This is a genomic window from Micromonospora sp. M42 (assembly GCF_000568915.1).
GTDB lineage: Bacteria > Actinomycetota > Actinomycetes > Mycobacteriales > Micromonosporaceae > Micromonospora > Micromonospora chalcea.
The window spans coordinates 1,847,184-1,861,833 of the sequence record NZ_KK037233.1; the positions used below are offsets into that span (position 1 = coordinate 1,847,184).

A 14,650-nucleotide genomic window follows, 5' to 3' on the forward strand; every position below is an offset into this window, starting at 1 on the left:
GCGCGGGTGAGGGTCTAGAGGCCTCGGGTGGGCGCGGCCGGGCGCGCGCCGCCGGTGCCCGCCACCTCGACGAGGTACGGGTTGGTCGCGCGCTCGCGGCCGATAGTGGTCGCGGGGCCGTGGCCGGGCAGGACGACTGTGTCGTCGGCCAGCGGGAGCACCTTGTCCCGCAGGCTGGACAGCATCCGGGGCATGCTGCCGCCCGGCAGGTCGGTACGGCCGATCGAGCCGGCGAACAGCACGTCACCGGAGAGGCAGATCTGCTCCGCCTCCCAGGGCGAGCCGGCGCCGGGCAACCGGAACAGCACCGACCCGCCGGTATGGCCGGGGGCGTGGTCGACGGTGATCTCCAACCCGGCCAGCGACAGCGTCGCGCCGTCGGTCAGCTCGGCCACGTCGTCCGGCTCGGCGTACGGCAGCCGGCCGCCGAACAGCTGGGTCAGGTCCATCGACAGCGCCTTGCTCGGGTCGGCCAGCAGCTCCCGGTCGTCCGGGTGGACGTAGGCGGGGATGCCCCGCGCGCCGCAGACCGGGGCGACGGAGAACGTGTGGTCCAGGTGGCCGTGAGTGAGCAGCACGGCGGCCGGGTGCAGGCGATGCTCGGCGAGCACGGCGTCGAGCCGGTCGAGCACCCCGATGCCGGGGTCGACCACCACGCACTGCTCCCCCGGAGCGGTCGCCACCACGTAGCAGTTGGTGCCGAAGGCGTCCGCGGGAAAGCCGGCCACGAGCACGTCGCTCCCCTTTCCGTCCGGTCGTCGTCTGCTTGCAGCCTAGTCGTAGCGGCGAGCGAGTTCCGCCCGCCACCGGGCCCGTCCGCCCCGGCCGGGCTGAGATGACGGGACCTCGTACACGACATTCACAGTCGCTACCCGTACACTCTGGCGGGCGTGTGGCGTGGCGCACCCCGACCGGAACGGCGGCCGGCGCCCGGCGCCGGCGGCGATTCAGGCAGAGGAAGGGGAGCGCACGTGGCTTCCAGCAGGGACCGGCAGCGCAAACTGGCGCGGGCCAAGCTCGACCGGCAGCTCGCCCGGCGGGCGGCGGCCGCGAAGCGCCGCCGGCAGATCCGGGCCGGTGTGGGCGCCGCGGTGGTGCTCGTGCTGATCGTGGCCGGTTCCGCCTGGGCGCTCGGCGCGTTCGACTCGGAGCCGGAGAAGCAGGCCGCCGAGGACGTCTGCCTCTGGACCGCGCAGGACGGCGCCGTCAACACCAACCTCAAGGACGTCGGCGAGCCGCCCACCACGGGCCTGCCCACCTCGGGCACCCGGCCGATGACGATCACCACCAACCAGGGTGGCCCGATCACCGTCGAGCTGGACCAGACCGACGCGCCGTGCGGCGCGGCGAGCCTGAGCTACCTGGCCGGCCGCTCGTTCTTCGACAACACCACGTGCCACGAGATCACCGCCGAGGGCGCGCTGCGCTGCGGCGACCCGACCGGCACCGGGCTCGGCGGACCGACCTACTCGTTCTTCGACGAGAACCTGCCGGCCGCGCCGGAGCCCAGCCCGTCGGCCTCCCCGGCCCCGGGGCAGCCGGCGACGTACCCGAAGGGCACGGTCGCCATGATCGGCAACCCGCCGGGTAGCAACGGCAGCCAGTTCCTGATCTTCTTCAAGGACGCCAGCCCGGAGAAGCCGGCCTACTCCGTGGTCGGCAAGGTCACCGGCGGGCTCGACGTGGTGGAGAAGATCGGTGCCATGCCGACGGAGGACAATGGCAACGGCGCCAAGGTCAAGCCCAAGACGCAGATCCTGGTGCAGAGCGTCACCGTCGGCGAGCCGGGCGCGGCTCCGGCCGACAGTCCCGCGCCCTCGCCGAGCGCCAGCGCGGGCTGACCGACCCAGAGCCGGCGGCAGCCCGCCGGCTCACCCACACGTGACCGGCGGCGCGCGCGCCGACCCCAAACGCAGCAGGTGAGGAGTGACCGTGACGTCCACCAGAGACCGCCAGCGCGCGGCGGCGCGGGCCAAGCTCGAGCGGGAGATGGCGGAGCGGGCCGGCAAGGCCCGCAAGCGCCGGCAGACCCAGGCGATCGTCGGCGCCGCGGCCGTGCTGGTGCTCGTCGTTGCCGGCACGGTGTGGCTGGCCACCTCGCTCGGCGGCGACGACGACGAGCAGACGGGCGGCACGACCACTGCCGACGCCGTGCAGTGCGCGTACACGGAGGTGCCCAAGGAGGGCCGGCCGCCGCAGATCAAGGACGTCGGGCTGCCGCCGACCCAGCAGGCCGGCAAGGGCTCCCAGACGATGACCATCGACACCAACCTGGGCCCGATCACCGCCAAGATCGACCGTGCCGCCGTGCCCTGCACCGCGGGCAGCTTCACGCATCTCGCCAGCAAGGGCTTCTTCGACAACACCAAGTGCCACCGCCTGGTGACCGAGGGCATCAAGGTGCTCCAGTGCGGCGACCCGAGCGCCACCGGCAAGGGCTGGCGGGACACCGACGGCACCGGCGGGCCCAGCTACAACCTGGCCGAGGAGAACCTCCCCACCAACAAGCGCCCGCCGTACCCGGAGGGTGTCATCGCGATGGCCAACTCCGGGCAGCCGGGCAGCACCGGCAGCCAGTTCTTCATCGTGTACGGCGACTCGCCGCTCGACCCGAACTACACGGTGCTGGGCACCATCACCGGTGGCATGGACGTGGTGAAGCAGGTCGCCGCGGCCGGTGACGACGGCGCGTTCGCCAAGCAGGCCGGCGGTGGTCACCCGAAGAAGGAGATCACCATGACCAAGGTGACGATGAGCCCGGTCGAGGGCGGCTGACCGCACCGGTACGACGACGAAGCGCCCGCCGGCTGATCGCAGCCGGCGGGCGCTTTCGCGTACGTGGTGGCTCAGGCCCCGGAGGTGACCCGGTACGCGTCGAACACGCCGTCGACCTTGCGTACCGCGGCCAGCAGGTGGCCCAGGTGCTTCGGGTCGGCCATCTCGAAGCTGAACCGGCTCACCGCCACCCGGTCCCGGGTGGTGGTGACGGTCGCGGAGAGGATGTTGACCCGCTCCTCGGACAGCACCCGGGTCACGTCGGCGAGCAGCTTGTGCCGGTCCAGCGCCTCGACCTGGATGGCGACCAGGAACGTGGACGCCGAGGTGAGCTTCCAGCTGACCTCGACCACCCGCTCGGGCTGGGCGCGCAGGTCCTCGGCGTTGGCGCAGTCGTCGCGGTGCACGCTGACCCCGCCGGAGCGGGTGACGAAACCGAACACCGAGTCCGGCGGCACCGGTGTGCAGCAGCGGGCCAGCTTGATCCAGACGTCGCTGACGCCGCGGACCACCACGCCGGGGTCGGCGCTGCTCTGCCGGCTGCGCGGCGGCCGGGTGGCGACGGCGGTCTCGGCGATGTCCTCCGCCGCGCCCTCCTCGCCGCCGTAGGAGGCCATCAGCTTCTGCACGACCGACTGCGCGGAGACCTGGCTGTCGCCGACCGCCGCGTACAGCGAGGCCACGTCGGCCAGGTGCAGGTCCCGGGCGATCGCCATCAGCGCGTCCGAGGTGAGCATCCGCTGCAGCGGCATGCCCTGCTTGCGCATCGCCTTGACGATCGCGTCCTTGCCGGCCTCGATCGCCTCCTCGCGCCGCTCCTTGTTGAAGTACTGGCGGATCTTCGTGCGCGCGCGCGGGCTCTTGACGAAGCCGAGCCAGTCCTGGGTGGGGCCGGCCGTGTCGGACTTCGACGTGAAGATCTCGATCACGTCGCCGTTGGAGAGCGTCGATTCGAGGGGCACCAGCTTGCCGTTGACCCGCGCGCCGATGCACTTGTGCCCGACCTCGGTGTGCACCGCGTACGCGAAGTCCACGGGCGTCGACCCGGTCGGCAGCGGGATGACGTCGCCCTTGGGCGTGAAGACGTACACCTCCTGGCTGGACAGGTCGAACCGCAGCGCGTCCAGGAACTCGCTCGGGTCGGCCGCCTCGCGCTGCCAGTCCAGCAGCTGCCGCAGCCAGGTCATCTCGTCGATGTGCGCCGGCGGGCCCACCACCGGGGTGCCCTTGTGCTCCTTGTACTTCCAGTGCGCGGCGATGCCGAACTCGGCGGTGCGGTGCATCGCGTACGTGCGGATCTGCATCTCCACCGGCTTGCCGGTGGGCCCGATGACAGTCGTGTGCAACGACTGGTACATGTTGAACTTGGGCATGGCGATGTAGTCCTTGAACCGGCCCGGCACCGGCTGCCAGTTGGCGTGGATGACTCCCAGCGCCGCGTAGCAGTCGCGCACCGTGTCGACCAGGATCCGCACACCCACCAGGTCGTAGATGTCGTTGAAGTCGCGCCCCCGCACGATCATCTTCTGGTAGATCGAGTAGAGGTGCTTCGGCCGCCCGGTCGTCTCCGCCTTGATCTTGGCGGCCTTCAGGTCGGTGGAGACCTTCTGGGTCACCTGGCGCAGCAGCGCCTCCCGCTGCGGCTGGTGCTCGCCGATCAGCCGGTTGATCTCCTCGAACCGCTTCGGGAACAGCGTGCCGAAGGCGAGATCCTCCAGCTCCCACTTGATCGTGTTCATACCGAGGCGGTGCGCCAGCGGCGCCAGGATCTCCAGCGTCTCCTTGGCCTTCTGCTCCTGCTTGGGGCGCGGCAGGAAGGTCAGGGTCCGCATGTTGTGCAGCCGGTCGGCCAGCTTGATCACCAGGACCCGGGGGTCCTTCGCCATCGCGACGACCATCTTGCGGATGGTCTCGGCCTTGGCCGCGTCGCCGAGCTTGACCTTGTCGAGCTTGGTGACGCCGTCGACGAGCAGCGCGACCTCGCCGCCGAAGTCGGCGCGCATCGCGTCGAGCGTGTATTCGGTGTCCTCGATGGTGTCGTGCAGCAGCGCCGCGACCAGCGTGGTGGTGTCCATGCCCAGGTTCGCCAGGATGGTCGCCACCGCGAGCGGGTGCGTGATGTAGGGGTCGCCGGACTTGCGGTACTGCCCCGAGTGCCACCGCGCGGCCGTGTCGAAGGCGCGCTGCAGCAGCCGCGCGTCGGCCTTGGGGTGGTTCTCCCGGTGCGTCGCGATCAGCGGCTCCAGCACCTCGCTGACCTGCGAGGTCTGCCAGGGCGCGTTGAACCGGGCCAGCCGGGCGCGTACCCGCCGGCCGGTGGGCGCGTTGGAGAGCGCGAACCCGCCGCTGGTCGCCGCGTCGGCGGCAGCCTCGGTCGGGAACGGCACCACGACCGCCCCGCCGTCGGCCGTCGCGTCGGGCGCGCCGCCGGTGGCGCCGGTCGCCCGGGCCTGCGGGTTGCCGCTGCGCTCGGTCACCGAGCCGTCCGCGTCGCCTGTCGGGTGCACCGTGCCCTCCACCGGAGGGACGACATCGTGGGACACCGGCCTCCTCACCGCTCGCCGGGATGCGCCGGCCGTTCGGCCGACGTCTGGTTCAACCGGCCCGGGGGCCGGTGTTGTTCCGCGCGGTCACCGGGGCCGGGCCCCGGCGCCTTCGCCGCCCCGGACACCTCGGCCGGGTCGGGCAAAGCGCAATGCTACCCGTACGCAGGGTACGCCACCGCTCCCCCGGACGGTCGGCGCCGACCGGCCCGACGGCCGGGGCCGGGTCAAACGGTCAACAGGGCGTGGACCGGACGCGGCGCGAGCCGCTTGCGGCCTTCCAGGAAGCCCAGCTCCAGCAGCACGGTGAACCCGGTCACCGTGCCACCGGCCCGCTCCACCAGGTCCAGCGTCGCCTCGGCGGTGCCGCCGGTGGCGAGCACGTCGTCGAGCACCAGCACGCGGTGGCCGGCGGTGAAGGCGTCCTGGTGCACCTCCAGCGTCGCCTCGCCGTACTCCAGCGCGTAGGAGGCGGAGTGCGTCGCCCGGGGCAGCTTGCCGGCCTTGCGCACCGGCACCACGCCGACCCCGGTGGCGTACGCGACGGCCGCGGCGAGCACGAACCCACGCGCCTCGATGCCGGCGACGGCGTCGAACGAGTCGCGCCCGTGGTACGCGATGATGCCGTCGATCACCTCACGGAACGCCGTACCGTCGGCGAACAGCGGCATCAGATCCTTGAACACGACACCCGGCTTGGGGAAGTCCGGCACGTCCAGCAACCGGCTGGCGACGAGCTGGGCGACCTCCGGGCCGCTGTCTCCGCGTACGCCCGTGGTGTGGGTCTCCGTCACAGTGCGTCCCATGTCCTCTCGAAACGACGACGGCGTCCGTCATGCCGTGACATCAGCATGACGGACGCCGTCGTCGCGACTACGTCCGGGCCCGTGGTTCAGCGGCGCTTGCCGCCGGGCCGGTTGCCGCCACCCCCGGCGGGTCGGCCGCCGCGGGCGCCGCTGGGACGCTTGCCGGCCGGGCGGGCGCCGACCTTGGGGGCGGCGCCGGCGAGCGCGGCGGCCTCCGGGTCGATCGGCGCGTCGGCGTCGGCAGCCGGGGCGGCGCGCGAGGCGCCCTTCGGCGTGATCTCGCCCCGGGCCAGCGCGGCCCGGCGGGACAGCACCCGCTTGTTGTGCGCGCTGATCCGCGGGTCCATGTTCTTCAGCAGCACCAACAGCGGGGTGGCCAGCACGATCGAGGTCAGGAACGCCACCGCCATACCGACGAACAGCACCAGGCCGAGGTCCTTCAGCGTGCCCGCGCCGAGCAGGCCGGCGCCGATGAAGAGCAGGCCGCCGACCGGCAGCAGCGCCACCACCGAGGTGTTCAGCGACCGCATGAGGCTCTGGTTGAGCGCCAGGTTGGACGCCTCGCCGTAGGTGACGTTGTTGTTCGCGGTGATGCCGCGTGTGTTCTCCTGCACCTTGTCGAAGACCACCACCACGTCGTAGAGCGCGAAGCCCAGGATCGTGAGGAAGCCGATGATCGTCGACGGGGTGACCTCGAAGCCGACCAGCGAGTAGATGCCGGCGGTGAGGACCAGGTTGGTCAGCAGCGAGGTGATCGCCGCGACCGCCATCCGCCACTCGAAGCGCAGCACCAGGTAGATCGACACCACCGCGATGAAGATCAGCAGACCGAGGAAGGCACGGGAGGTGACCTGGCTGCCCCACGCCTCGGAGACCTGGCTGCCGCTGATCTGGTCGGCCTGGATGCCGAACTCCTCCGCCATCGCGGCCTTGGCCGCGTTGGCCTGCTCGGCGCTGAGCTGCCCGGTGCGCATCTCGTAGAACTCGCCGCTGGTGCTGCCGACCTTCTGCGCGCTCACCACCTCGACGCCGGGCGCCTCGTCGGCCAGCACCTCGTCGACGGTCTGCTCGGCCCGGTCCAGCGTGCCGACGCTGGCCGGCACCTGGAACGTGTTGCCGCCGGCGAACTCGATGCCGAGCTTGAAGCCGCTGATCGCGAAGCTGAGCACCGCGATCAGGACGAGGACGCCCGCCACGCCGAACCACAGGTTGCGGCGGCCGACGATGTTGAGATCCGCCTCGCCCCGGTAGAGCCGGGCGGCCAGACCGTTCTTAGCCATCTCAGGCCTCCTTGACACGCGGGTTGCGGGCGGTGCCCGACTCGGCCGACCGGGCCGGCAGAGCCCGGCCCAGACCGCTGACCCGCGGCGACAGGAACGCCCGGGTGCGGGCGAACATCGTCATGATCGGGTGGCGGAAGAGGAACACGACGACCAGGTCGAGCACTGTCGCCAGGCCGAGCGCGAAGGCGAAGCCCTTCACCGCGCCGACCGACACGATGTAGAGCACCACCGCCGACATCAGCGTGATCGCGTTCGCCGAGATGATCGTCCGGCGGGCCCGGATCCAGGCGCGCGGCACCGCGCTGCGTGGGCTGCGGCCCTCCCGGATCTCGTCTTTCAATCGTTCGAAGTAGATGACGAACGAGTCCGCCGCGACGCCCAGTGAGACGATCATGCCGGCGATGCCGGCGAGCGTGAGCGTGAAGCCGATCGAACGGCCGAGCACCACGAGCGCGCCGAAGACCAGCAGCGCGGAGAGCACCAGGCTCAGGAAGATGACCGAGCCGAGCAGCCGGTAGTAGAAGAACGAGTAGATGATGACCAGCAGCATGCCGATGCCGGCGGCCAGCAGACCCGCCTTGAGGTGGCTGTCGCCGAGCGTGGCGGTGACGTTCTGCTGCTCCTGCGGCTCGAACGTGACCGGCAGCGCGCCGTAGCGGAGCTGGCTGGCGAGCGCGTTCGCGGTCTTGTTGTCGAAGCTGCCGGTGATCTGCGAGTCACCGGTCAGCACGCCCTGGATCTCCGGGGACGAGACGATCTCGTTGTCCAGGACCACGGCGACCCGGCACTTGCCGTCCTGGCCGAGCGCGGTCTGGTCGCAGGCCTGGCCCTCGTTGTTGAACGCCTCGCGGGTCAGCGCGGTCCACTTCTCCTGGCCCTTGCCGGTGAAGTTGAGGCTGACCACCCAGGAGCTGGTCTGGTCGAGCTGGGCGGAGGCGTTCTTGACGTCGGTGCCGAGCACCTTCGCCACGTCGAGGAGGTATTTCGCGCCGGACTCGCAGGCGACCGCCTTCTGCTTCTCGTCCTTGATCGAGGCGGCCGGGCGCTTGTCGAGCTGGGCGCAGGTGATGGTCGGGACGTTGAACTGCATCTCGACCGGCAGGACCGCGACCTCCTGCGGAGTGAGCGTGCCGAACGGCTTGAGCTTGTCGGCGAGCGTCGGGTCGGTGGTGAGGTCGGCCGGAGCCTGCAGGCCCGAGGCGGCGGCCCAGGCGGCCGCGCCGACCTTCTGCTCGACGGCCTTGCGCTGCTGCTCGATGCTCTGCGGCACCGGCTCGGCGCTGGCGCTGGGGGACGCGGCGCTCGGCGAGGCCGACGGGGTGGCCGAGGCGCTGGCGCTCGGGTTCGGGGCCATGCCGCCCTGTCCGCCGGCGCTCGGCGACCCGCTGACCTTGGGGCTCGTGGTCGCCTGCGGCGACGCGCTGCCCGACGGCGCCGGGCTGGCGGTACCGGACGGAGCGACGCTCGGGGTCGGCGCGGGCGCGGCGGCGGCGCCGCTGCCGTCGGTGGCCTTGAGGACCTTGCGGAAGCGCAGCTCGGCGGCGCTGCCCACGTCGGTCAGGTCCCGGTTCTGGCCGGGCAGGGAGATGACGATGTTGCGGTTGCCCTCGGTGACCACCTCGGCCTCGGCCACGCCGTAGGCGTTGACCCGGCTCTCGATGATCTGGCGCGCCTCCTCGAGGTTGCCGGCGGTCGGCGGCTTGCCGTCCACGGTGTTTGTGGCCTCGAGCGTCAGCCGGGTGCCGCCGACGAGGTCCAGGCCGAGCCGGGGCTCCAGCCGGTCCTTCCAGCCACCGCTGGCGCCGCCCGAGAAGAACACCAAAAGATAGAGGACGACGAAGATGAGCCCGAGCACGGCGAGCTGCCGTCCGGGCCGCATCTGTCCCTGAGGTGGTGCCACGGCTGTCCTGTCTCCCTGTACGGTCGCGCCGCTTCCGCGGCGGCGACAACTGTCGGGCCGGGGGTGTCCGCCCGACTGCTCCGGCGGATCGGCACCGGCCGACGGCACGCCGACCGGGGCACGGCGCGGGGGCGCCGCACGGCCTGGCCGGGTGCCGGCGCCGGGCGCCGACCCCAACTATCCACTTGTACCGATGATTCCGCTGCCCCGTCCGGGGCGGCAGTCACTCCTTGACCGGCTCGGCTTCCTCGCTGATCGTCTCGGCGGCCGGCGCCTCGGCGCGCTTGATCACGCGGGCCACGGCGGGGCGGGCGTACCGGGTCTGCACCCCCGGGGCCACCTCCAGCAGGACGGTCTCGTCCTCGACCGCGGTGACAGTGCCGTGCAGGCCGCCGATGGTGACCACCTCGTCGCCCGGGGCCAGGGCGGACTGCATCTGCTCGGCCTCGCGGCGGCGCTTCTGCTGCGGTCGGATCATCATGAAGTACATGACGACGAAGAGCAGAGCGATCATCAGGATCGGCGTCAGACCGCCGGCTCCCCCGCCACTCGCTGCTGCGTAAAGCACGGTGTAGACCTTCCGGTTGGCCTCCGTCCCGGCGCCGGAGGGCGCCGCAGCGGAAGCGGATTCTCACGTCCTGTACAAACCGCGGCGAAGTCTAGTCCCTGCTCCTGAGAAGACCGAATGCGGCACAGATCACGAACGGATCACGGCTGGTCGGTCTGCACCGAGAAGAGATCGGGCCCCGAAGAGGTATCCGCACCAAATGTACCATTCGGCGGGTTGCGACCCAGATGCCGCCAAGCGGCCTCCGTCGCCACCCGCCCGCGCGGCGTACGCGCCAGCAGGCCGGCCCGCACCAGGAACGGCTCGCAGACCTCCTCGACCGTGTCCGGCTGCTCCCCCACCGCGACCGCCAGCGTGGACAGGCCCACCGGGCCGCCCCGGAACGAGTCGACGAGCGCGGTGAGCACCGCCCGGTCGAGCCGGTCCAGGCCCAGCGCGTCCACGTCGTAGACGGTCAGCGCCGCCCGGGCGGTCTCCAGCGTGACCACCCCCTCGGCCCGCACCTCGGCGTAGTCGCGCACCCGGCGCAGCAGCCGGTTGGCGATACGCGGGGTGCCGCGGGACCGGCCAGCGATCTCGGCCGCGCCGTCAGCGGTGATCGGCACGCCGAGGATCCGGGCCGACCGGTGCAGCAGCGTCTCCAGGTCGGCCGGGGCGTAGAAGTCGAGGTGCGCGACGAAGCCGAAGCGGTCGCGCATCGGCCCGGTCAGCAGGCCGGACCGGGTGGTGGCGCCGACCAGCGTGAACGGCTCCACGTCGAGTGGGATGGCCGTCGCGCCCGGGCCCTTGCCGACCACCACGTCGACGCGGAAGTCCTCCATGGCGCTGTAGAGCAGTTCCTCGGCCGGCTTGGCGATCCGGTGGATCTCGTCGATGAACAGCACGTCGCCCTCGGCGAGGCTGGTCAGGATCGCGGCCAGGTCGCCGGAGCGCTCGATGGCCGGGCCGCTGGTCACCCGGATCCCCGCGCCCAGCTCGGCGGCGACGATGTTGGCCAGGCTGGTCTTGCCCAGGCCGGGCGGACCGGACAGCAGGATGTGGTCCGGCGGCGAGCCACGCCGCATCGCGCCCTGCAGCAGCAGGTCGAGCTGGTCCCGGACGCGGTCCTGGGCGATGAACTCGGCCAGCCGCTTCGGCCGGACGCTCGCCTCCGCGTCCCGCTCGGCGTCGTCGACGTACGCCGAGACCAGGTTCTCCCCGCTCATCGGGTCCGGCCCAGGAGGCGGATCGCCTGCTTGAGCAGGACCGGCACCGGCGGCGTCTCACCGTCCACGGTCTCCGCCACCGCGGCCACCGCCTGCTCGGCCTGGGCGGCCGTCCAGCCCAGCCCGACGAGGGCCTGGCGGACCTGCTCCGGCCAGGCGCCGGCGGTCACCCCGGCCGCGCCGTCGGCGCCCACCGGCACCGGGCCGATCCGGTCGCGCAGCTCCAGCACCAGCCGCTCGGCGCCCTTCTTGCCGATGCCCGGCACCCGGGTCAGCGCCGCGGTGTCGGCGTTGGCGATGGCCTTGCGGACCGCATCCGGCGTGTGCACGGCGAGCACCGCCTGGGCCAGCCGGGGACCGACCCCGCTGGCGGTCTGGAGCAGCTCGAACAGCTGCTTGGCGTCGTCGTCGGCGAAGCCGTAGAGGGTGAGCGAGTCCTCCCGGACGACCAGGCTGGTCGCCAGTCGGGCCGGCTGGCCCACGCGCAGCTCGGCGATCGTGCCGGGGGCGCACTGCACGGCCAGGCCGATGCCGCCCACCTCCACCACCGCGTGATCCGGGCCGGTGGCGGTCACCGTGCCGCGTACGCTCGCGATCATCGCGTCCCTCCTCGTCGGGCCCGCTGCGCGGCCTCGGCCAGCTTGGACCGGGTGCCGCCGCGCCACACGTGACAGATGGCCAGCGCCAGGGCGTCGGCGGCGTCGGCCGGTTTCGGCGGCTCGGGCAGCCGCAGCAGCCGGGTGACCATCGCCGTCATCTGCGCCTTGTCGGCCTGGCCGGAGCCGGTCACCGCCGCCTTCACCTCGCTCGGCGTGTACGTCGTCACCGGCAGCCCGGCCCGGGCCCCGGCGAGCACCGCGACGCCGCTGGCCTGCGCGGTGCCCATCACGGTGCGGACGTTGTGCTGGCTGAACACGCGCTCCACGGCGACCGCGTCCGGGCGGTGCTCGGCGACCAGGTCGGTGAGCGAGCGGTCCAGGTGCAGCAGGCGCAGCGGCAGGTCGTCGGCCGGGTCGGTTAACCACGTAGTAGGCCACGAGCGTGCAGGGGCGGCCCGGCACGCCCTCGACACGCCGACCCCGCACCGGGTCAGCCCCGGGTCGACGCCCAGCACGCGCACGCCGCCTCTCCCCGAGCCGCCAGCAGTACGTGTGTTCGACACACCCTACTGGTGCCCGCCGACGGCGGGTTCGGCCGGGACACGCCGGGCGCGGCCGGTGACGCGGCGCACCACACACCCGGGCGGTGGAGTATGTGTCGCCGCCCCATGTGCCAGGGGGCACCCGGCTCGTACGTTCATGCGCCATGACGGCAGAACCCGTGGTGGTCCCCCACGTCGTACACGTCGACCTGACCGGCCGTACCGCGCTGGTCACCGGCGGCGGCAGCGGCATCGGACGCGCCTGCGCCCTGCGCCTGGCAGCGGCCGGCGCGACAGTGGTGGTGCTGGACCGCGACGAGGCGGCGGCCGGGGCGGTGGCCGCCGAGGCCGGTGGCCGGGCGGTCGGGATCGACCTCGCCGACCCGGCGGCGGTGGACCGCCTCGACGTCGACGCCGACATCGTGGTCAACAACGCCGGCCTGCAGCACGTCTCGCCGGTGCAGGACTTCCCGGTCGAGCGCTTCGAGTACATCCAGCGGGTGATGGTCGAGGCGCCGTTCCTGCTGGTGCGCCGGGCGCTGCCCCGGATGTACGCGAACGGCTGGGGCCGGATCGTCAACATCTCCTCGGTGCACGGGCTGCGCGCCTCGCCGTTCAAGGCCGCGTACGTCTCGGCCAAGCACGCGCTGGAGGGCCTGTCCAAGGTGGTCGCGCTGGAGGGCGCCGCGCACGGCGTCACCGCCAACTGCATCAACCCGGCGTACGTGCGGACCGCGCTGGTGGAGAGCCAGATCGCCGACCAGGCGGCCACGCACGGCATCGGCGAGGACGAGGTGGTCGAGAAGATCATGCTGGCCCGGGCGGCGATCAAGCGGCTGATCGAGCCGGAGGAGGTGGCCGAGCTGCTGGCGTACCTGTGCTCCCCGCCGGCCGCGTTCCTCACCGGCGCCTCGATCGCCCTCGACGGGGGCTGGACGGCGAACTAGTGGCGCCGCGCACAATGTCGGTCATGTCGTCGCCGGTCGAGTTCCTGGAGTTGCTGGCGCGCGAGGCCGCCGCGGTCGAGTTCGAGGGTCCGCTGGTGGCCGCGCGCGCCGCCGGGCTGCCCGCCGACCGGCTGGCCGAGCTGGAGCAGGCGAAGGTGGTGGCGCTGCGGGTACGGGCGCTGCTGGCCCGGCGGCGGCGCCGGGAGACCGAGCTGTCCGGCCTCTACGACACCGCGAGCGACCTGGCCGGGCTGCGCGACCTGGACGACGTGCTGCACGCGATCGTGCACCGGGCGCGGATCCTGCTCGGCACCGACGTGGCGTACATGACGCTCAACGACGAGGAGCGCGGCGACACGTACATGCGGGTGACCGACGGCTCGATCTCGGCCCGGTTCCAGCGGCTGCGGCTGGAGCTGGGCGACGGCCTGGGCGGCCTGGTGGCGCAGACCGGCACGCCGTACGTCACCTCGAACTACCAGGAGGACGAGCGGTTCCGGCACACCGGCGAGATCGACGGCGGGGTGGGCGAGGAGGGCCTGGTGGCCATCCTGGGCGTGCCGCTGCGGCTGGGCTCCAGCGTGATCGGCGTGCTGTACGCGGCGAACCGCTCGGCCCGGCCGTTCGCCCGCGAGGAGGTGTCGCTGCTGGTGTCGCTGGCGGCGCACGCGGCGGTGGCGATCGACACCGCGCGGCTGCTGGCCGAGACGCGGGCGGCGCTGGCCGAGCTGTCGGCGGCGAACAGCACGATCCGGGCGCACAGCAGCTCGGTGGAGCGTGCCGCCGCCGCGCACGACCGGATGACCGCGCTGGTGGTGCGCGGCGGCGGGATGGAGGACGTGGCCGCGGCGGTCACCGAGGTTCTCGGCGGCGCGCTGTTGGCGCTGGACTCCGAGGGCCGGCGGCTGGCCCGGGTCGGCGAGATCGAGGAGCCGGACCGGGCGGACATCGTGGAGGCGGTCGCCGCGTCGCGTACCGAGGGGCGCAGCGTGCGCCGGGGTCCGCTCTGGTACGCCGCGGTGGTGGCCGGCGCGGAGAACCTGGGCGCGCTGGTGCTGCGCCCGGACGACGAGCTGGTCGACGCCGACCAGCGCATCCTGGAGCGGGCCGCGCTGGTGACCGCGTTGCTGCTGCTGTTCCGCCGCACGGTGGCCGAGGCGGAGGGGCGCGTGCGCGGCGAGCTGCTGGACGACCTGATCGCCCGGCCGCTGCGCGACGCGGACGCGCTGCGCGCGCGGGCCCGCCGCATCGGGGTGGACCTGGACGCGCCGCACGTGCTGGTGGCGGTCGGCGACGACGCGTTCGCCGAGACCGGCTCGGCCCGGCAGCGGGTGCTGTCCTGGGCCACCACGTACGCCTCGAACCGGGGCGGCCTGGCGGCGGCGCGCGACGGGCGGGTGGTGCTGATGCTGCCGGGCCGGGACGCGGGGCGGCGCGGCCCGGGCGGTGGGCCCGGGACCTGTCGCGGGTGACCGGGCGGCC

At 72.8% G+C, this 14,650-nt stretch carries 12 protein-coding genes and 1 pseudogene; 4 read left to right on the forward strand and 9 right to left on the reverse strand.

The genetic code is table 11. The features are described from left to right. Positions 1-14 precede the first annotated feature (14 nt). Positions 15-734, reverse strand: a complete 720-nt coding sequence (locus MCBG_RS08295) for an MBL fold metallo-hydrolase (RefSeq protein ID WP_030502528.1) — start codon at positions 732-734, stop codon at positions 15-17. 237 nt (positions 735-971) lie between these two features. Here MCBG_RS08295 and MCBG_RS08300 point away from each other — a divergent pair, with 237 nt between their 5' ends. Beyond that, positions 972-1,841, forward strand: a complete 870-nt coding sequence (locus tag MCBG_RS08300) for a peptidylprolyl isomerase (RefSeq protein WP_043324972.1) — start codon at positions 972-974, stop codon at positions 1,839-1,841. A gap of 91 nt (positions 1,842-1,932) precedes the next feature. Then, positions 1,933-2,775: a peptidylprolyl isomerase gene (locus MCBG_RS08305; protein WP_043330340.1), complete on the forward strand. Its 843-nt coding sequence runs from the start codon at positions 1,933-1,935 to the stop codon at positions 2,773-2,775. A 71-nt stretch (positions 2,776-2,846) separates the two neighbouring features. Here the strand turns inward: MCBG_RS08305 and MCBG_RS08310 are convergent, their stop codons facing one another. The 8 genes from MCBG_RS08310 to ruvC all read right to left on the reverse strand — a co-directional run bounded on the left by MCBG_RS08310 (position 2,847) and on the right by ruvC (position 12,200). After that, the gene (locus MCBG_RS08310) at positions 2,847-5,318 is read right to left on the reverse strand and encodes a RelA/SpoT family protein (RefSeq protein WP_043324973.1); all 2,472 of its coding nucleotides are present in this window, start codon (positions 5,316-5,318) and stop codon (positions 2,847-2,849) included. A 227-nt stretch (positions 5,319-5,545) separates the two neighbouring features. Next, complete coding sequence (locus tag MCBG_RS08315; protein ID WP_043324974.1) at positions 5,546-6,112, reverse strand: adenine phosphoribosyltransferase; 567 nt, start codon at positions 6,110-6,112, stop codon at positions 5,546-5,548. 98 nt (positions 6,113-6,210) lie between these two features. Then, positions 6,211-7,404, reverse strand: coding sequence for a protein translocase subunit SecF (secF, locus tag MCBG_RS08320; RefSeq protein ID WP_043324975.1), 1,194 nt, complete (start codon positions 7,402-7,404; stop codon positions 6,211-6,213). Between the two features lies 1 nt (position 7,405). Continuing rightward, on the reverse strand, positions 7,406-9,307 hold the full coding sequence (gene secD / locus MCBG_RS08325; protein ID WP_181373716.1) for a protein translocase subunit SecD: 1,902 nt from the start codon (positions 9,305-9,307) through the stop codon (positions 7,406-7,408). Between the two features lie 223 nt (positions 9,308-9,530). Beyond that, entirely contained in the window at positions 9,531-9,875 is a 345-nt protein-coding gene (gene yajC / locus MCBG_RS08330; protein ID WP_036343450.1) for a preprotein translocase subunit YajC, read from the reverse strand. A 140-nt stretch (positions 9,876-10,015) separates the two neighbouring features. After that, on the reverse strand, positions 10,016-11,080 hold the full coding sequence (gene ruvB / locus MCBG_RS08335) for a Holliday junction branch migration DNA helicase RuvB (protein ID WP_043324977.1): 1,065 nt from the start codon (positions 11,078-11,080) through the stop codon (positions 10,016-10,018). After that, on the reverse strand, positions 11,077-11,679 hold the full coding sequence (gene ruvA / locus MCBG_RS08340; protein WP_043324978.1) for a Holliday junction branch migration protein RuvA: 603 nt from the start codon (positions 11,677-11,679) through the stop codon (positions 11,077-11,079). The genes ruvB and ruvA overlap by 4 nt, the downstream gene beginning before the upstream one ends. Then, positions 11,676-12,200 carry a crossover junction endodeoxyribonuclease RuvC gene (gene ruvC, locus MCBG_RS08345; RefSeq protein WP_043324979.1) on the reverse strand — a complete coding sequence of 175 codons (525 nt, stop codon included), beginning with the start codon at positions 12,198-12,200 and terminating at the stop codon, positions 11,676-11,678. Before ruvC ends, ruvA begins: the two co-directional genes overlap by 4 nt. 185 nt (positions 12,201-12,385) lie before the next feature. On the opposite strand from ruvC, the gene MCBG_RS08350 reads away from it, so the two are divergent. Further along, positions 12,386-13,168 carry a 3-hydroxybutyrate dehydrogenase gene (locus MCBG_RS08350; protein WP_030502539.1) on the forward strand — a complete coding sequence of 261 codons (783 nt, stop codon included), beginning with the start codon at positions 12,386-12,388 and terminating at the stop codon, positions 13,166-13,168. Positions 13,169-13,221: 53 nt separating this feature from the next. Further along, positions 13,222-14,650 (forward strand): annotated as a pseudogene (locus MCBG_RS08355) (GAF domain-containing protein); the annotation flags it as partial.